22 protein-coding genes are annotated in these 18,068 nt (G+C 36.5%); 14 read left to right on the top strand and 8 right to left on the bottom strand.

What is annotated here, in order from left to right; translation table 11 throughout:
* The first annotated feature begins 118 nt into the window (after positions 1 to 118).
* Positions 119 to 316, top strand: a complete 198-nt coding sequence (locus LZP85_RS09160) for a hypothetical protein (protein ID WP_119544096.1) — start codon at positions 119 to 121, stop codon at positions 314 to 316.
* 216 nt (positions 317 to 532) lie between these two features.
* On the opposite strand, the gene LZP85_RS09155 is transcribed toward LZP85_RS09160, so the two are convergent.
* Positions 533 to 805, bottom strand: coding sequence for a hypothetical protein (locus tag LZP85_RS09155; protein ID WP_226638847.1), 273 nt, complete (start codon positions 803 to 805; stop codon positions 533 to 535).
* A 46-nt stretch (positions 806 to 851) separates the two neighbouring features.
* On the bottom strand, positions 852 to 1,400 hold the full coding sequence (locus tag LZP85_RS09150) for a flavodoxin family protein (protein WP_206782615.1): 549 nt from the start codon (positions 1,398 to 1,400) through the stop codon (positions 852 to 854).
* Between the two features lie 118 nt (positions 1,401 to 1,518).
* Here LZP85_RS09150 and LZP85_RS09145 point away from each other — a divergent pair, with 118 nt between their 5' ends.
* The 4 genes from LZP85_RS09145 (at position 1,519) to LZP85_RS09130 (ending at position 4,942) form a co-directional block, all read left to right on the top strand.
* Complete coding sequence (locus LZP85_RS09145) at positions 1,519 to 2,427, top strand: LysR family transcriptional regulator (RefSeq protein WP_226638845.1); 909 nt, start codon at positions 1,519 to 1,521, stop codon at positions 2,425 to 2,427.
* Positions 2,428 to 2,616: 189 nt separating this feature from the next.
* The gene (locus tag LZP85_RS09140; protein ID WP_025911279.1) at positions 2,617 to 3,177 is read left to right on the top strand and encodes a 3D domain-containing protein; all 561 of its coding nucleotides are present in this window, start codon (positions 2,617 to 2,619) and stop codon (positions 3,175 to 3,177) included.
* Between the two features lie 195 nt (positions 3,178 to 3,372).
* Positions 3,373 to 3,630 carry a DUF1292 domain-containing protein gene (locus LZP85_RS09135; protein ID WP_025911278.1) on the top strand — a complete coding sequence of 86 codons (258 nt, stop codon included), beginning with the start codon at positions 3,373 to 3,375 and terminating at the stop codon, positions 3,628 to 3,630.
* Between the two features lie 106 nt (positions 3,631 to 3,736).
* Complete coding sequence (locus LZP85_RS09130) at positions 3,737 to 4,942, top strand: phospholipase D-like domain-containing protein (RefSeq protein WP_206782613.1); 1,206 nt, start codon at positions 3,737 to 3,739, stop codon at positions 4,940 to 4,942.
* 14 nt (positions 4,943 to 4,956) lie between these two features.
* Here the strand turns inward: LZP85_RS09130 and LZP85_RS09125 are convergent, their stop codons facing one another.
* On the bottom strand, positions 4,957 to 5,691 hold the full coding sequence (locus LZP85_RS09125) for a MurR/RpiR family transcriptional regulator (RefSeq protein WP_119542765.1): 735 nt from the start codon (positions 5,689 to 5,691) through the stop codon (positions 4,957 to 4,959).
* A 145-nt stretch (positions 5,692 to 5,836) separates the two neighbouring features.
* On the opposite strand from LZP85_RS09125, the gene LZP85_RS09120 reads away from it, so the two are divergent.
* Positions 5,837 to 7,303: a glycoside hydrolase family 1 protein gene (locus LZP85_RS09120; RefSeq protein WP_076513648.1), complete on the top strand. Its 1,467-nt coding sequence runs from the start codon at positions 5,837 to 5,839 to the stop codon at positions 7,301 to 7,303.
* A 39-nt stretch (positions 7,304 to 7,342) separates the two neighbouring features.
* Here LZP85_RS09120 and LZP85_RS09115 read toward each other — a convergent pair whose 3' ends face one another.
* Positions 7,343 to 8,164 carry a manganese catalase gene (locus LZP85_RS09115; RefSeq protein WP_206782612.1) on the bottom strand — a complete coding sequence of 274 codons (822 nt, stop codon included), beginning with the start codon at positions 8,162 to 8,164 and terminating at the stop codon, positions 7,343 to 7,345.
* Between the two features lie 196 nt (positions 8,165 to 8,360).
* On the opposite strand from LZP85_RS09115, the gene LZP85_RS09110 reads away from it, so the two are divergent.
* The 3 genes from LZP85_RS09110 (at position 8,361) to LZP85_RS09100 (ending at position 10,008) form a co-directional block, all read left to right on the top strand.
* Complete coding sequence (locus LZP85_RS09110; RefSeq protein WP_206833588.1) at positions 8,361 to 8,720, top strand: rhodanese-like domain-containing protein; 360 nt, start codon at positions 8,361 to 8,363, stop codon at positions 8,718 to 8,720.
* A 95-nt stretch (positions 8,721 to 8,815) separates the two neighbouring features.
* Positions 8,816 to 9,196, top strand: a complete 381-nt coding sequence (locus tag LZP85_RS09105; protein WP_234562166.1) for a YidH family protein — start codon at positions 8,816 to 8,818, stop codon at positions 9,194 to 9,196.
* A gap of 653 nt (positions 9,197 to 9,849) precedes the next feature.
* A complete protein-coding gene (locus LZP85_RS09100; protein ID WP_156413509.1) occupies positions 9,850 to 10,008 on the top strand; it encodes a hypothetical protein in 159 nt (52 codons plus the stop codon).
* Between the two features lie 122 nt (positions 10,009 to 10,130).
* Here LZP85_RS09100 and LZP85_RS09095 read toward each other — a convergent pair whose 3' ends face one another.
* Both LZP85_RS09095 and LZP85_RS09090 read right to left on the bottom strand, forming a co-directional pair.
* Positions 10,131 to 11,009 carry an SMI1/KNR4 family protein gene (locus tag LZP85_RS09095; RefSeq protein WP_206833587.1) on the bottom strand — a complete coding sequence of 293 codons (879 nt, stop codon included), beginning with the start codon at positions 11,007 to 11,009 and terminating at the stop codon, positions 10,131 to 10,133.
* Positions 11,010 to 11,142: 133 nt separating this feature from the next.
* Positions 11,143 to 11,697, bottom strand: a complete 555-nt coding sequence (locus LZP85_RS09090) for a GNAT family N-acetyltransferase (RefSeq protein WP_224840254.1) — start codon at positions 11,695 to 11,697, stop codon at positions 11,143 to 11,145.
* Positions 11,698 to 12,260: 563 nt separating this feature from the next.
* Between LZP85_RS09090 and LZP85_RS09085 the strand changes: the two genes are divergently transcribed.
* The 5 genes from LZP85_RS09085 to LZP85_RS09070 all read left to right on the top strand — a co-directional run bounded on the left by LZP85_RS09085 (position 12,261) and on the right by LZP85_RS09070 (position 15,586).
* Positions 12,261 to 13,763 (top strand): malate:quinone oxidoreductase, encoded by a 1,503-nt coding sequence (locus LZP85_RS09085; protein ID WP_119542734.1) that lies wholly within the window; start codon positions 12,261 to 12,263, stop codon positions 13,761 to 13,763.
* A gap of 264 nt (positions 13,764 to 14,027) precedes the next feature.
* Positions 14,028 to 14,291 carry a hypothetical protein gene (locus LZP85_RS09080; RefSeq protein ID WP_025911268.1) on the top strand — a complete coding sequence of 88 codons (264 nt, stop codon included), beginning with the start codon at positions 14,028 to 14,030 and terminating at the stop codon, positions 14,289 to 14,291.
* Positions 14,292 to 14,643: 352 nt separating this feature from the next.
* Positions 14,644 to 15,006, top strand: coding sequence for a DedA family protein (locus tag LZP85_RS09075; protein WP_206833586.1), 363 nt, complete (start codon positions 14,644 to 14,646; stop codon positions 15,004 to 15,006).
* A gap of 15 nt (positions 15,007 to 15,021) precedes the next feature.
* A complete protein-coding gene (locus tag LZP85_RS20755; RefSeq protein WP_267965685.1) occupies positions 15,022 to 15,150 on the top strand; it encodes a hypothetical protein in 129 nt (42 codons plus the stop codon).
* A gap of 175 nt (positions 15,151 to 15,325) precedes the next feature.
* Positions 15,326 to 15,586: a hypothetical protein gene (locus LZP85_RS09070; protein WP_234562165.1), complete on the top strand. Its 261-nt coding sequence runs from the start codon at positions 15,326 to 15,328 to the stop codon at positions 15,584 to 15,586.
* A 110-nt stretch (positions 15,587 to 15,696) separates the two neighbouring features.
* Here LZP85_RS09070 and LZP85_RS09065 read toward each other — a convergent pair whose 3' ends face one another.
* Both LZP85_RS09065 and LZP85_RS09060 read right to left on the bottom strand, forming a co-directional pair.
* On the bottom strand, positions 15,697 to 16,023 hold the full coding sequence (locus tag LZP85_RS09065) for an antibiotic biosynthesis monooxygenase family protein (protein ID WP_100347806.1): 327 nt from the start codon (positions 16,021 to 16,023) through the stop codon (positions 15,697 to 15,699).
* Positions 16,024 to 16,064: 41 nt separating this feature from the next.
* Positions 16,065 to 17,258, bottom strand: coding sequence for a hypothetical protein (locus LZP85_RS09060; protein WP_234562163.1), 1,194 nt, complete (start codon positions 17,256 to 17,258; stop codon positions 16,065 to 16,067).
* Positions 17,259 to 18,068 lie beyond the last annotated feature (810 nt).

Genomic DNA, 18,068 nt, shown 5'->3' with positions numbered 1-18,068 from the left:
TTATTCATAATAACTACCCTTTTCATAAAAATAAAAATGCCTTTCTTTCTTAAAACGAGGTTGCTTTTCTTTTATAGAAAGCTTACACTAGTAAAGCATATTAAAAGGATGGTGTTTTATGAAAAATAGAGATAATGTGATTCCTTTTACTCCTAAGAAAAACCCTTCGCATTATTCCCCAGCTTCCGTTAAGTTAGATAAGAAGTTAGTGGAGTTTCTCGAAATCATGGACTTTGATGATCGTAATGATTTTTTAAACGAAATGATTGATTCATTCTTTCAATATGTAAAGAATGAAGAAGACGAAGTGCAATAAACGATAGGAAAACATCTTAACCAAACAGATGTTTTTTTGTTTGGTTTTATTTGTCTCCCCGACAAATGAGTTTTACTAGTATCTTCTTAGTAAAAGGCACAGGATATACGAATATATAGATGAATACATTCATTTTCACACATAATCTTCTCAACATATTTTCTTATTCCTAAAGTAAAAAAAGTGAGCTCAATGCTCACTTTTTTTGTTTGGACATTATAATAGAAAGAACTGAACAAACCAAAGCTTATACGCAATCATCAGAGTGCTCAGCATAATAACTGAAAACGCAGCAACTTTGTTTACTTTTCCTAATAATCCTACAAGTCCTAAAATGAAGGATAAGAGTAACACGGGAACTGCCAACCAGCCGATAACGGGAATAATGCCTAGTAAAAAGCCAAGCACGCCAAAGAATAGTGACAGCGTTGCAACGCGGTTTCTCTGAGGCTGCTGAATAATGAGCTTTGTGACGTTTTCTGAAGCCATATCTTCACACCTTTTTTATCCACAGCATGGGCAGATTATAAAGCGTTTATACGTGACTTTTTAGCTTCTTATTTATTTCACTAGCAGCAAATAATGCTCTTTTATCGCTTAATATGTCCCCTGGCTTATTTCCTTCTCCAATGATATAACCTTGAAAGTTCATATTCATAAAATCAAAGATATACTGAAACTGTTGAATAAGAGGAAGTCCCTTTAGGTATGGATTGTCGCCTCCAACCGTCACAACATAAGCATGCTTGCCAGCCATTTGTTGTTTAAATTCTGGATAGTTCACATCTCTCATTGAATGTGACCAGCGATCAATAAAGTTCTTCATTACGCCAGTCATCGTATACCAATAAATCGGCGTCGAAAAAATAAGGGTATCGTGACGTAAAACCTCATCTATGATTTTATTGTAATCATCGTTTATTTCTGGGAAACCTGCTTCATCATGACGTTTATCTTCAATTGGTTGAATGATGTAATCTTTTAAATGAATTTCGGTGACTTCTATTCCTTCAATTACTTTTTTAGTCAATGTTTCAGTGTTACCACCTGGGCGATTTCCTCCATATAAAACAGCAATACTCATGGTTCATTCCTCCATAGTTGTGATTTCTATACTTCCATTTTATAATGAGTTAACTAATCACAAAAACGAATTATTACGATGATATCAATCGGTAAAAACGATTTAAGGAGAGTGAAAGATGGATAGTAAACAACTTCAAACATTTATTCTTGCAGCGGATACGCTCAACTTTACTAAAACAGCTCAGTTGTTAAACTTTGCGCAATCAAGCGTAACGGCACAAATTAAAGCATTAGAAACAGAGCTTGAAACGCCTTTATTTGATCGACTAGGAAAACGATTAGTTTTAACAGAAGCCGGGCGTAAGTTTCAGCAATATGCCAATCAGATGGTGACTCTGCAAGAGGAAGCGAAAAAGGCTATAAAAGGTGAGGAGACGTTTTTTGGCAAGCTCACTATTGGTGCACAGGAAAGTCAGTGTACGTATCGACTTCCAACCGTCTTATTAGAATTTAAAAAGCAGTATCCTCATATGGAGATTGTTTTTAAACCTGCCCATTCTGATGAGCGAGCTAGAAGGCACCTGGCTGAAGGTGTACTTGATTTTGCGTTTATTATGGATGAAGAAAAACCACATGATATGATCACCATCGAACCGTTAATTCAAGAACAGATTAAAATTGTGACAGATCCCAATCATCCAATTCAAAAACAAGAGAAATTTAGCGTGCAGGACCTTGAAAAGGAGACGTTCTTACTTACTGAAGAAGGTTGTTCCTACCGGACGCTTTTAGAAGAAGCATTCGTAAAGGCAAAAATTCACCCGATGAATAAGTTTGAGTTTGGCAGTATTGAAGCGATTAAACAATGTGTGATGATTGGAATTGGGATTGCTGTCTTGCCTGAAATGGCGGTGCGCAAGGAGCTTGAAGCAGGTAAGATGAAAGAGGTTCCTTGGCGTCCAGCTTTAGCACCTATATTTACTCGTATAGCGTGGCATAAAGATAAAGTAATGACGCCTCCTTTACAAGCCTTTATTGATCTTACACGCAATGCGTTCAAAGAAAATAAAACGGGGACTATTTGATTAAAAACGATATCATAATGTAATAAAAAAACTTTAAAATAAATTCTTAAGAGTCAATTTGACTAAGTTATATGACATAAAAGACACCATTTAGACAAGTTGTAACAAAACTAATAACCCTTTGAAATAATTCTGTAATAAAACTATAGTATTCTTTATTTACTGAATTGGAAAAAGGGGAAAATTTTGATGAAAAAACTAATTATTACGTCAAGCTTAGTTCTATTATCATTGTTTGGAACAGCGACTGCAACATCTGCGGCGTCAACTACATATAAAGTAAAAAGTGGAGATACATTATATAAAATTGCTTCTGTACATAAAGTGTCGGTAAAAGACATCCAGTCATGGAATAACTTAAAATCAGCAACAATTCGTCCGAATCAAGTGTTAAAAGTAGCCAAGCCACAAGCGGCTAAAACGTCAGCTAAGCCAGCAGCAAAAGCGCCTGCTCCTGCTGCAAAAAAAGAATTTACGGTGACAGCTACGGCTTATACAGGAAGCTGCAAAGGATGCAGTGGCATTACCGCAACGGGCATCAATTTAAAGAAAAACCCTAACTTAAAAGTCATTTCTGTTGACCCAAAAGTAATCAAACTAGGTTCTAAAGTGTGGGTAGAAGGCTACGGTACTGCAATTGCGGGTGATAAAGGTAGCGCAATTCGTGGCAACAAAATCGATGTATTTATTCCAAATCAAAAAGAAGCATTAAAATGGGGACGTAAAACGGTCAAAGTTCGCATTCTATAGTCTTTAAATCATTAGCTAAATGGTGTTCTGCTATGGTATACTAAAGTCACCATTTGCTTTATTGATTAATCTTTGTTTCTCATGGCCTACTTATTCCAAATAAGTAGGCTTTTTTGTGTTTTCTCTTTGAATGAAACAATGGATACAGGGTATACAAACAGTAAGGTCAAAATATTTTTAAAGGAGAGAATACGAATGGAAACAGTGAATACAGGTGAGATTTTTACCATTGTGGATGAAAATGAACAAGAACAGGATGTTGAAGTTTTAGGAAAGTTAACCGTAGACGGAGAAGAGTATGTTGCTGTTGCGTTTGTTGAAGAGCTATTGATTGAATCAGAAGAAGATATTGACGTCTTTTTCTTTCACATTGAACCAAACGGCGAATGGGCTAGCATTGAAGACGATGAAGAATTTGAACGCATTTCTACTTTATTTGAAAATACGCATTAAATCAACCACGGCAGTCGCCGTGGTTTTTGCTCCCTTATATTCCCGCTTATAAAACCACACTCACTTTCAAATTCTATACGTATCTACACGATATAAGAGGTAGGGCATGTTTAAGAAATTAATGGTTATTTTACTTTTGATTACCTGTTTTTTTCTGCTTTTTCAATGGGATGTAAAACAAGGATATAAAAAGTACACGAAGGCTCACCCATACACGGAAACTACAGCGTATACCGGAAAGCTAACGATGTTTCCAGAAGGAAGCAAGCTATATACATCATTATTAACAGACATGAAACAAGCGGAAAGCTATATTTACCTTCAGTTTTTTATCTTTCGAGATGATCCAATTAGCATGAAGTTCATTGAATTACTAAAAGAAAAAGCCAAACATGGCGTGGACGTCAAATTTTCGGTGGATCGCTTCGGTGGGAAAGACATTTCATCATCATTAATTAAAGAGATGGAAGAGAGTGGAATTGAGTTTGCATTTAGTCGACCTTTGCAATTTCCTCACCTTTTTTATAGTTTAAATCACCGAAATCATCGAAAGCTCGTTGCAATTGACGGCCATACGTCTTATATTGGCGGATTTAATATTGGAGAAGAGTATTTAGGCAACAACGAAAAGTTAGGATATTGGCGTGATTATCACCTTCGAATTCAAGGGAACGGTACGTATGAAATCGAAAAGCAGTTTTTAAAAGATTGGGGAGAAGATACGGGCGCTACTAAAAACCCCCATTCTTTAAACAAAACGGCGTCTTCGAACAATCAATCAGCCTATCAGCTTGTTTTCGCAACGGGAGAAACGCTCGAAAATCAAGTGTTAGAGCTTATAAAACAAGCGAAGAAAGAGCTTATCATTGCAACCCCGTATTTTATTCCAAACGATACAATAATGGATGCATTTGAAGATGCAAAAGAGCGTGGGGTGACAATTACACTAATTGTACCCGACACTACAGACGCTTGGTTTACTAAGCCACCTAGCTACCCTAAAACAGAAGAACTGTTCAATGAAGGAGCCACTGTTTATTTGTATACGAAAGGGTTTTTTCATGGGAAAGTAATGATTATAGATGACAAAGTGGCGAATGTTAGTACAGCTAACTGGGACCCGCGTAGTTTTTACTTAAATGATGAAGCGAGCTGCCTCGTCTATGATCAACGTTTTATTGAACAGGTGAAAAAAGAGCTGAAGCAGGATATGAAAGATAGCAGAAAGCTCACAAGAGAAATTATTGATGACATTCCTATCTGGGAAAAGTCATTAGTAAATACGCCTGAATGGATTTACTATTATTTTTAACAAGCTGACGCATATTACGTCAGCTTGTATACTTCTCTGGCCGTTGCTTCAAGTATGTACATGACAGGAAGCTGAGTAGTGATGTTAAGTGGAAGATTCGCGATTTCTCTACGCTCTTCCGTTGCGTAGTATGGAATGACAATATGCGATAGGTGCGCTAAGGTAGAGGATTTTGTGTTGGTAATGCTGATAATCTTGCTTCCTTCTTCCTTTAACCGCGTGACTTGATCCACCGTTTGCGGGGATTCTCCTGACACGGAGAGCGCAATGGTAATACTATTATCAAGTTGCTGAGCGTTAATGGGAAAGTAGGGGTCATTAATCGCAATTGAAAACTTTCCTAAGCTTGAAAAATAACGTGCTCCGTACTGCGCTAATATACCTGAACTTCCAAAGCCAACGAAGAGAACATGATTAGCTCTTACGACCTCATGGGCTGCTTCGGTAATAACTTCATCAAGATTTCCCTTTAATGTACGCTCCATAAATTCATACGCGAACTCTTTCATTCCTTTTACACTTTCTTCGCTTTCGCTTTCTAAATACAGCTTTAGCTTTACTTTAAATTCACTAAATCCGTCACAGCCTACTTTTCTACAAAAACGTAAAATTGTTGAGGTAGATACGTGAGTGGCAGTTGCCAAGTCTCGAATACGCATATAGATGACCTGTTCACCGTTGTTTAAAATATAATTGTAGACGTTATAATCTAAGTCATTAAACGTTGAAATAACTTCACTTGAAAACATAATTAATCTCCCTGTGTAACAGTATGTTTTTATTGTGTAACAAGTTTCATTATGAGAGACACGTGTCTAAATTGCAAAGAAACCTATTCTTTCACAGCAAAAATATATACAATTACACTACATTATAAAAGGATGGTGCTTAGATATGGCAAACGTAACATTAAAGTTCCCAGACAATTTCTTATGGGGAGGAGCAACGGCAGCGAATCAAATTGAAGGTGCATTTGATGAAGGTGGAAAAGGGTTATCTGTTGACGATGTGATTGAACGAATTAAGCCTGAAGACCGCAAGAAACTCCACCTGCCGTTCCCAACATCAAAAGAAGTTAAAGACGCATTAGCAGACGAAGAAAATCGCCATTTCCCTAAGCGATATGGCATTGACTTTTACCATCGATACAAAGAGGATATTGCGTTATTTAAAGAATTAGGTTTCAAAACGTTTCGCATTTCCATTGCGTGGACGCGTATTTTTCCAAACGGTGTGGAAGAAGAGCCTAACGAAGCTGGACTAGCTTATTACGATGACTTATTAGATGAATTAAGAAAAAATGATATTGAACCGATTGTAACGCTGTCTCATTATGAAATGCCTCTACACTTATCTCTTGAATACGGAGGCTGGAAAAATCGCGTGGTAGTTGACCATTTTACACGCTATGCTAGAACTGTATTAGAACGATATAAAGGTAAGGTGAAGTATTGGATTACGTTTAATGAAATTAACTCCATTTTAATGAGCCCTTTCATTAGCGGAGGCATGCTGCGAGACAAGGTTGAAGAAGGAAAGCTGTTAGAAGCAACGTTCCAAGCAGCACACCACCAGCTTGTAGCAAGCGCAAAAGCGGTAGAAGCATGCCATGAAATAAATCCAGAGGCTCAAATTGGCTGCATGGTACTCGGGATGATTAATTACCCAGACAGTCCGCACCCAGAAGACGTACACGCAGCGCTAACTGATCAGCGCAAGACGTTTTTCTTCACTGATGTTCAAGCGCGCGGTCATTATCCAGCATACATGAACCGTTTCTTCAAAGAACATGATATCGAGCTTGATATCCATCCGGAAGACGAACATACTTTAAAGAACAATCTTGTAGACTTTGTTTCGCTTAGTTACTATATGTCAACGGTGTCAGCAAGACCAGAAACAGCTGGTGAACAAGCGGTAGGTAATATTTTAACTAATTTAAAAAATCCGTACCTAGAAGCATCAGATTGGGGATGGCAGATTGATCCTGTTGGCTTGCGCACCCTACTCAATATGTTTTATGAGCGCTATGAAAAGCCGTTGTTTATTGTGGAGAACGGACTTGGTGCATTTGATAAAGTCGAAGAAGACGGCAGTATTCATGATGACTATCGCATCGATTACTTGAAAAAACATATTGAACAAATGAAAGAAGCTATTGCTGATGGGGTAGAGCTCATTGGCTACACGGCTTGGGGGCCAATTGACTTAGTCAGCTTTTCCACATCCGAAATGTCAAAGCGCTACGGATTCATTTATGTGGACCTTGACGACGAAGGAAACGGTACGCTAAATCGTTCGAAAAAAGATAGCTTTTATTGGTATCAGCGCGTGATTGGAAGTAATGGAGAAGAGCTTTAAGTAGGAAAGAGGCTGGGTCTTGTCCCAGCCTCTTTTAATTTAATTCGTTTTTGGCGTTCCGTGAATATAACCTGGAGCTGGCTTAAGAATAGGAGCTTGTCCAGTTGCTTTTGGTTCTTCAATATATGAAAACTCTCCTTGTCCATCAATGGAAGGACCACTTGCCCATCTACCTTCTTTACTTTCTGTTCCTTTAGAAAAATCCAAGAATTGGTGAGATACTTCTTGCTTTTCATATTCTTTATTAAAGGTAGAAGGAACAACAAATCCTTCTTTTTCTTGCAACTCTTCAATAGCTGCTGCCCATTGATTTTGGTGCATTGTGTCTCGAGCAATTAAGAAAGAAAGCATGTCTCTAACTCCTGGGTCGTCCGTCATTTCATAAAGGCGAACGACTTGAAGTCTTCCTTGTGTTTCTGCGTTAAGGTTCGCTCTAAAATCAGCCAATAAGTTTCCGCTAGAAATGGTATAGCGAGCAGTCCAAGGATACCCAGTACTATCATTAGGACTAGCTCCTAAACCATTAACAATTGCATGCTGTGGATTCATTCCACCCATAATACTTTTAATAACAGGGTCTTGAGCTGCTTGTTCTTGTTCTTCTACTGGTGCTTTATCCAATAACTGTGCAATCATCGTTGCGAGCATTTCAACGTGACCGATTTCTTCTGTGCCGATATCTAGAAGCATATCTCTATACTTTTGCTCTCCTCGACAATTCCAACCTTGAAATAAATACTGCATCATAACAGAAATTTCTCCGTATTGTCCGCCTAATACTTCTTGAAGCTTCTTTGCATAAACGGGATCTGGTTGAGTAGGTTTTGCTTTATATTGAAGTTCTTTTACGTGGAAAAACATCATATCACTCCTTAGCTGATAGGTACACTACGTTAGGGTGTTCAAACAAGTAAGGAATATACATCTTTTATAGGAAAGGAAATACCTCAAACTTAAACGTATAATGAAACATAATGAAAAATTTATTTGTTGACTATTATACCTATAGGGGTATAATGAAAAATAGATTATCTACTTACGTAAAGGAGACTGAAAAATGGATTATGTATTTTATATAGTCGTAGCACTGTTTACTTTTTTCATGGCGAAGCAATTCTTTCCCACAAAAGGAATTAGAGAAATTTCAACAGCAACCTTAAAACAAGAACTAAACGATCGCAATAAACAATATATTGATGTTCGTACACCGGGAGAGTTTCGAGGGAATAAAATTCGAGGATTTACGAATATTCCTCTTCAACAGCTTGACCAAAATACAAGCAGCTTATTAAAAGACAAAGAAGTTATTGTTATTTGTCAAAGCGGGATGAGAAGTAAAGCAGCATGCAAGCTTCTTAAAAAGAAAGGCTTCAATCACATTACAAATGTTAAAGGCGGAATGAATGCTTGGAATTAATATGAATCAGGAAATAGAAAACGATAAAATGAATTTAATAAACAAGCCCAAGAAAAACTAAAGCTACTAGGATAATCAAACGGAGGAGGGATGAGATGAGTAATCAAGATATAAAAGCTAAAGAAACAACGAAAGATTCAAAGTATATTCAGCAGCATCTCGCGAATGAACGAACGTTTCTAGCTTGGCTTCGAACGGCTATTTCAATTATTGGTGTGGGTTTTTTAGTAACAAATCTACACTTTACAATGCGAGCTACACTATCTCCGCTTAGTGATCAACTTGCAACAATCATTGGTATTTTATCTGTAGGAGTAGGAATTGTTACGATTATTGTTTCAGCTGTGGCATATGTGAGAAAGATTGAAGCCATTAACAGTCAAACATTCCGCCCAGCCGTCATCAGCATGGTACTTCTCGGTGTATTTGTCATTATTATTTCGCTTATTTTTGGCACTTATTTCTTTATCATTTAAGAGCTTTCACAGCGTAGTATGATTAACTGTTCAAGGGCAATCATCCGATCAGCTTCAGCAGTTTATATGGGGTGTTATCATTGGCTTGCCTGCGACTATCGTCATACTTGCTGGTGTCTTCATCGCATTGAAACATCACCTTCCGCTTATAGCTGCTATAGCAATAGGTATCATGTGCTGGCTAGTATGTTTAAGTTTACAAAAGGGAATTGAACTACTTATCACAGTAAGATGATATGGTTCAATCGAATCATACTGTGCATGAGAAACTTATGCTAAGATTGTAAAATACTAAATGATAATCCATTATATAGAAAAAATGGATAGTAGAAGTGGAAAAGCAAATGATTGTGAGGTGACAGCACCATAATGAAAGCTCTTTATAATAGTTTTGCAAATTTGTTTTTTCTCTTAGGTGGATGCTTTTTAATAAGCCCGCTGTTATTATATCGCTTTATTCACAGTGATTATGACCGGTATATCTGGGTTATTAATGGTCCTTATCCGTTTAGTCATTTAGGAAGCGACCCCTTTCAAATACTGGCAGGAGTTTTATTTCTTAGCATAACGGTTCTTTTTCTAGTTACGGGTTTATTATTTCGAATCAGCGCAAAAAACGTTGAGTTAGACTGACGAAAAGCGGAGGAGAAAAGATGAAAGATATTATTGCAGAATTAGAGAGAATGAAAAAAGATATTTCGGAGCGTTTCGATAGTTTAAAAACAGATATCGAGCAGGATTTAGGCGGAATTGATAAACAGATTGAGTCATTGGAAAAGTTGCAAACATCACCTAAAAAGCAAAGCGAATAACATATACATAATCAGTAAGCGAGTATTACCAAAAAGGACGATAATGTTTATCTTCCTTTTTGGTTTGTTAACACGTAGTAAAAAAGAAACAAGGGTACTAGCCTGTGAGAAGATGAAGAACGTTATTCCTCATCTTCAAAAACAATCATCACTCCAACAATCTCTTTTAATCGATTATATTTTACTTTTACCTCATACATTCCGTCACCATAACCAGATTTCGAGATTGCGCCGTTTGAAACTACCACCCCTTGCTCGTTTGAAATGTCTACATCATCTAAATAATTTACTTGATTACTATTCAATGCTGCATAGTCAAAAACTCCACCTTGAGCAGAGTCAATGCCAATTAACTTGTCACAAAGAGCCCATTTTCCAGTTGGTTTCTTTTCTCCGTAATATATCGTTAAATGTTTAACAACAGCTGCTGGCGTATAAGAAACTGCTGCTGTCCATTTTCCGTTTTTTACATTGGTAAGTATGATTTGCAATTCCGCTTCTTCATTCGGCATATAGGCTGGATCAGAAATAATTAACTTTCCACTAGTCACTGTAAAATTCCCAAGCATTTTAGGTTTATTAGTATTAATTTTAGGCACATGCCAATCGATAAAGGTAAATAAATTCAACGATTTACAGTCTAGTTTCGCTGTTTTAGCGTACCAAACATAGACTTGTTCCTGCATAAATCTTTTCCTAACACGGTAACATAATTTATCTCCACCTGCGTTTTCACCAATACAAATCATATCGTTCGGTAGGTGTTCGGGTCTTTTTAGAGCATTCTGTTGTACAATATCATACGAAAATCCTAGCTGTTCATCACTTGGAAGAGAAAACAGCACCCAATCACCAAATGTTGCTCCATTCGTTTCTATAAAAAGCTCTTTATATTCATCTGGGAATAGAGCGCCCAATTCTTTTTCTGTTCTTGTTAATTGGAGTTTTGAGACTCCAGAAACTTTTGTCCTTGAATCAATCATATCAACTACTTTTTTCATTTGCCCTCCAATAATAGCTACCAATTGATAAGTTGTTATTTTAATTTTAACAATCGTGTATTTCGATAACTGTTAGAAAAATCCTTTATGTTGTCCGTAGGGTAGGCATAATTACTTCAATAGCAACTATAATTTATAAAAGCAGATCAGTAAATTCTCGGTCTAGTATACTCATGATAATATCCGTTTCGTATACACCATTGATGAGCGCACCTTCACGCTCAACGCCTTCTTGTACAAAGCCGCATTTTTGATAGCACGCAATGGCACGCTTATTGTAAGCGAGTACGCGTAAATCAATGCGATGCAGCTTCAGTTCGTGAAAAGCGTACGTTAAAACAAGCTGCGTAATTTCAGTGCCGAGACCTTGATTCCAAACAGACGGATCAAATAAGCTAATCGCGTAGCGGGCACGGTTGTCGTGTTCATTCATCATAAGTCTGGCTTGACCAACGAAGCGACCGTTATATTCTACGCACCATTCAAGTTTGTTTTTACGAATAGCTTCGACAAATTTTAATGTACGCTCTCTTGTTTTGGGGTGAATATCTGAAGGGGTACCACCATACATTCGGACGAGCTCTGGATGCGTTTCTACTTGAAGGTAATCATCAACGTCACGGTCAATCGGTTGACGAAGCAGTACTGTGTCACCTTGGATAATAGGAGCATGATTCAATATTTTCACCTCATCTATATGGAAGATTTTTTTCAACCTGCTGTTTTAGATAGGTATATTGCTGAGGGTTTGTATCTTGAAAAGCTTCATTACGACTTGAAGGGATATGCTTTTTGAACTAGAGTGAAGGAACCATGCCCTTGTGAATACGCTAAATAGGAAAGAAATATCAATATTTAATTCATTCACACAAAACCTCCGTTGTTAATATTTTCTATATTCTACCTGATTATGTAGGATATTGCTAGATAAAGACAAAATCTAGTGAATAAAATGAACAAAATGCACATAAAAGACGTTTTACTTATTAAAATGTTTGGAAAAAGATGCTACAGTTGTAGTATGATATTATTATCAACACTCTATTTAAAAGTGATTTCGGTGTTTTAGATGCGAAATTTTTTTACTTTTTCATCACTTTTGAATAGTTTCTAATCATCATACAATTAGACTGTGATATAGTTATAGTAGTGACAAAAAAGATAGGTTCCTACATCGCATCTCGGTTTAGCTAATTAAGAAGGGGAACATCTACATCTTTTTTGAAAATTTAGGGGATGGGGAAGGTTATCATGAGCAACGTACAGACAAAAACAGACGTTATCTTAATAGGCGCCGGCATTATGAGCGCGACTTTAGGGTCGTTACTCAAAGAGCTGGCACCTGAGTGGAAAATTAAAGTATTTGAGTCACTGACAGACGCGGGAGAAGAAAGTTCAAACGAATGGAATAATGCAGGAACGGGGCACTCTGCATTATGTGAGCTTAACTACACATCTGAAAAAGCAGATGGATCTATCGATATTACAAAGGCAGTAAATATTAATGAACAGTTTCAGCTATCAAGGCAGTTCTGGTCTTATCTCGTAAATAGTAACTTAATTGGTAATCCTAAAGACTTTATCATGCCAATTCCACATATGAGCCTAGTACAAGGTGACCAAAATGTTTCCTTTCTGAAGAAGCGTTTTGAAGCGCTTTCAAAGAATCCGCTATTTAAAGGAATGGAATTTTCAGATGACCCAAACAAGTTAAAAGAGTGGGTGCCACTTATTATGAATGGTCGTAAGGTAACTGAACCAATCGCGGCAACTAAAATTGATGAGGGGACAGACGTCAATTTTGGTTCTTTAACGCGCATGCTATTTGATCATTTGAAAACAAAAAACGTAGAGCTTAACTATCGACATAGCGTAAAAAACATTAAACGTACAAGTGATGGACTTTGGGAGCTTAAAGTTCAAAACTTAAATACGGGTTTAACTGAATACCATCAAGCTAAGTTCGTCTTTATTGGAGCTGGTGGAGGGAGCTTACCGCTTTTACAAAAAACAGGTATTCCTGAGTCAAAGCGTATCGGTGGATTCCCAGTAAGTGGACTCTTCATGGTCTGTAACAACCCGGAGGTTATCGAGCAGCATCATGGAAAAGTGTATGGAAAAGCAAAAGTGGGTGCACCACCGATGTCAGTACCTCACTTAGACACGCGTTATATTGGAAACAAAAAAGCGCTGCTGTTTGGACCATTTGCCGGGTTCTCACCAAAATTCTTAAAAACAGGTTCGAATTTAGATCTTATTGGCTCAGTGAAGCCAAACAATATCTTAACAATGCTTGCTGCTGGGGTTAAAGAAATGGCCCTTACAAAATACTTAATTCAACAGGTTATGTTGTCTAATGAAAAGCGTGTGGAAGAGCTTCGTGAATTTATTCCAGATGCAAAAGGAGAAGACTGGGATATTGTTGTAGCTGGTCAGCGCGTACAGGTTATTAAAGACACGGAAGCTGGCGGAAGAGGAACGCTTCAATTTGGTACAGAAGTTGTAAGCTCTTCAGACGGAACGGTAGCTGCGCTTCTAGGTGCATCACCTGGAGCTTCAACCGCTGTTCACGTCATGCTTGAAGTATTAGAAAAATGCTTCCCAGATCAAATGAACGCTTGGGAGCCAAAAATTAAAGAAATGATTCCATCATACGGCATGTCGCTTTCTGACAATCCGGCGTTTTTCGAGAAGATTTATGCTTCAACTTCGCATACGCTTGGCTTGAGTGAGAAGGAATCGGTTTATAATTGAGAGAATACTATAGTTAGAAAAGAACCCATTACCTTGTTCAGGTGATGGGTTTTTCACAAAGAAAGGCCGAAAAACTTTCTTTTATACATATTTCTGTTATATCATTTCGTGATTATTTATTGAGATAATAAGACTTTTGGTTTATAATGGAATTAACCATTAAAAGATTGAATTTTCTGAAATATATTTCGGTTCCAAAAACGAAATTTTCAATCTCAACGATGAAAAACTGAAAACACACTAAAATTTTGAGGAGGGGCTTTTATGGAATGGAAGTATTGGAAAGTCGTATTACGCTATGGTCATGTAGGAAAACGAAAAGATGTGACGGTTGCACGCTATCTCGTAACGCCTTCTCATTATAATTTAGTCATGGTGATGGACATTGGAAAAGAAATGCCTGGCGTAAAAAGTGAGGGAGTTGTTCGATTAACGGAAGTCGGGTTAGAAGAGTACCTGGCTGGCAAGAGAGCAGAAACGGAAAACTTTTACTTACAGCAGCTTTTTAATTACGAGCTGAGAGCATAGAAAAACTTTCATTAAGAAGCACCACTTAATTTATTTCTTCTACTACCTTCATCTTCTACCATGCAAGCTGAGCTGTTAACTGTTCCACAACTAGCCTTCAACGAAAACAGTATTCATTGTGTTCCAACATAGAAACAAGAATAGCTGAAAGATAGTAAAAGAGAGCTGCTGGCTTATATAAATAGCTAGCGGTTCTTTTTCGGATGTAAGTAGATTCAAGTGTTGATCCGCCTAACCATTAAACTCTCGGTAAGACCTAAGACGTAGTTGAAATTGATTCTCCAGCAGCTGTTTGAACATTTAATGCTTCTCTATACTTAAGTACATACAAAAAATAGTTGGAGAAGAGAGTATGACTGAAACCATAATAAACCTTGTAGAAGAGTGGGGAATCTGGGGTGTCCTTCTTTCCTTGTTTATTGAAGGGAGTGCATTCCACTTTATTGGAACATTTTTTATCGTAACGGTAGGCTTTATTTTAGATTTGTCTTGGTTTGGAATCGGTGGGATTTCTCTATTAGGAAGCTTCTTATATGCTGTAGGTAGTTATCTTCCTTATTTTATTGGATACAAATTAGGAGATTCATTGGAGAACAGATTAAGTCCCGCCAAAAGAGCAGGGGTAGAAAAAGCGAAAGGTCATTTTAGCAAATATGGCATTTGGAGCGTCATGATTTCAAGTCCCCTTCATCTAGGGAATGTTGTTCCTTTCTGAGCGGACGCTTCCAATATGAATCTTCGCTTGTATACATTACTAACGATGGCTGGAATTGCTCCGACAATCTTTCTTTTTTTGAGCATTGGTCATTTTTATGATGGCGATACTGAAACTGTAATTAAAATAATTACAGACTATTAATCAGTGTTGCTTATTGGCTTTGTGATTATCACTGCTTTATATATCAGTTGGAAAACATATAAGTTCCGTAAAGAAGAGAACACTATAAATAAGACGAACAGTTAGAACAACATGCATTTATTTTTATCCATTTTCTGATAAAATAGTAAGTACATAGAAGAAGGAGTGGATTGATATGACTGTAACTCATATGTTTAATCCAATTATTGCTTTAATCATTCTTGTAACAGGAATATGGATGGCAAGTATGATTAACCCATTGTTTGGATTAGTAGCGATTTTAGGAGGAGCATTATTAGGGTTCTCTAGCTTATTTAGAAGTGAAACCACACTCAATAACAAGGCCACCGTTTTACTGTTTGCATCCTTTGTTTTCTTATTAACTTTATTCTCAATTACTTACTTGGTTGTATCAGCATTTATTTTCAATGTCTAAAAAGGTTTTAAAATAGCTTAAAAACCTCCTGTTGCTTTGTCAGGAGGTTTCTTTTTATACACCCTTAGTCAATATAACGAGCTTTTTATCGATACTAATCAAATAATTAACTACATCTCAAAAAAACTATGTCTCTCAACTTTGCAAACTCTAAAAGAAAAATTTTTATACCATTCTGTTTTGCCTTTATTCTGTGCTACTCTATGAGCTGAGTTTTCTTTCCAAGCTTTTATTGACTCTAAAGAATCCCAATATGAAACTGTGATCCCTAAGTCTTTATCTCTGGCGCTTTCTATCCCTAAAAATCCTTGCTGGTTAGAAGCAAGTTCTACCATTTTATCCGCCATTATCCCATATCCCTTATCTCCTTCGGTTCTCTGTGAAGCAAAAATTACTGCAAAATAAGGCGGTTCAGGGGTTTTTGCAATGCCAGCCATATGTGGTTCCTCCTCGAATAGTAAAATTAAATCCATATTAGTTACACTTTTTGACTAAACAACTCTTTCAAAGAAAAGCAATATTTCTCTGGAAGCTTATCACTTTTCCTCATTAATTCAGCCCGATACCCTGACCGACCTGATATCACAATTTCATCTTTTTTTATCGCAAGTTTGTATAGACTTGCTCCCGCGTAGAATGTAAGTAAGTTATCGATAAAAGTTTCAGCGACTTGATTCGTTTGTAAGTCAGTAACCCTTAAATAAAATGCAGTTTTGGTTACGTGGTCCTTTGGTATATGATAAACAACTTCAGCTTTGTATCTTTTATTCTCTCTTTGAAAGTAAGTAAGCTCTTGGTTTAAGCCGTTTTTTTCGACTTGTGAGATGACGCTTTTTATTTTATCTCTATCTAAATGATCAACTTCTGTAAGCAGTAACAAACCTTCTGAAATGCTTTGTAGTAGCATCTCTTCCTTCTTCGTATCTGTGGCTTCATTAAAGCAAGCTAAGTCAACGCTTCCATAAGTCATCTTGTACCAAGGTTCTAAAGCGAGTTCCTGTTTAGCCTCTAATAGGCTCCCTGCGATATGAATATGTATCTGGCTGTATGAAGGTAAGTATACTCCAGCAGAAAGCAGCAAATTAGAGAAGAGTTCGGAATAGCGATAGCTGAGATTATTAAATAAATCATAGGGATCATTCACTGTAAAACCCTCAATTAGCTTATTTAGCGGTCTTTTAGTAAGCTGATCTTGTTTCAACATGCAGTCAATACGCTTAGCATAGTTACTCTTTTTGGTGAACGCTAAGCTGGCTTTATACTTGTTTAACTCTTCTTGAGAAGAAGGAGCGTGTATTTTTAGCTGTTCGTACTGAGATAATAGTGTTTCTTTGTCATAGTAAGATTCTTCTTTAACGTTTATTTCTTCAGCTTTACGAATTGCTTTTTCTACCGTTAATAGGCTAGCAGTAAAGTCCTCTAGGTTTAGTTTTTGATCATTTTTAAACTGCTGCACGATTTCCATCTCTGCCATGCTTCCGTACAATAACCGTAATTTTAACGTTTTTTTAGTACTTGGTATGTTTGAAACAAAGTGAGTGTAGATGCATTCAAACGCGTCGCCATGAAATGTCCCGATTAAATGTTCATTTAGAAGTGTCTCAAGCACTTCTAGTGTAGAGTTACTTGTTTGCTTTGTCTTAAAATCTTTATATTCAATCAAAAACCTCATCGATTCACTCCTTTTTATAGGCGAGTATTTGTTTTTTATTAATTTTACAAGGAAAGAGAAAGAAAGGGAATTTATATTTTAAGTGAAATACTAATATAATTAGCTGGTTTTATTAGCATTTAAACAAAAAACTCCTATTCATGTAAGAACCAATAGAAACATAATGGACTTCTTAAAGAAGTTTTTCCTGAAAAATATCATCATACTAATTATTGGTGAAAAAAAGTGAAATTATAATTAATTCAATTCTAAACAGTTTAAGATAACTATAGATTAGATACTGAGACGCAATCATCCTCAATATTTTTTGAATTTTTCTTTTATATAGAGCGTAGATAAAACCAATTTTCTTATTGATATGTTAAAATATAACAATAAGAAAATGATTGGCGGGTTTTTTTGTGTTTAACACTTTATCTTATAGAGTGATTATAACGCTATTTGCGCTATTAATTGGCTTATTGAATTACCCAAGTGAAGTTTCAACTTTTGCTTTTATGGTGTTTTTTATTGGTTTATTCTTTATTATGGAATCATTAATTCCTAATATAAAGCGTAAGTTTAGTATACTTGGAACCTTTTCAATATTTTTCATTGTCGTATGTGCTGTTACATTTATTGCTGGTTAGAGCTAATTCTTTAGTGAATCAGTTTTGTTTAGAGATGAAAATGACAAGATATCATCTTTTAGCGAATGTCATAGGGCTCTTTCTTCTTTTCTGTATTTGCTATAGTAACTTTTATATGATAAAATTAAGTTAATTATTTTTGTTCGGTATAGAATCAAGAGAAAAGAAATCTGTTCCATCG

The sequence above is a fragment of the Priestia flexa genome, assembly GCF_021441905.1.
Classification (GTDB): Bacteria; Bacillota; Bacilli; order Bacillales; family Bacillaceae_H; genus Priestia; species Priestia flexa.
This window is presented reverse-complemented; position numbering and strand designations above follow the sequence as displayed.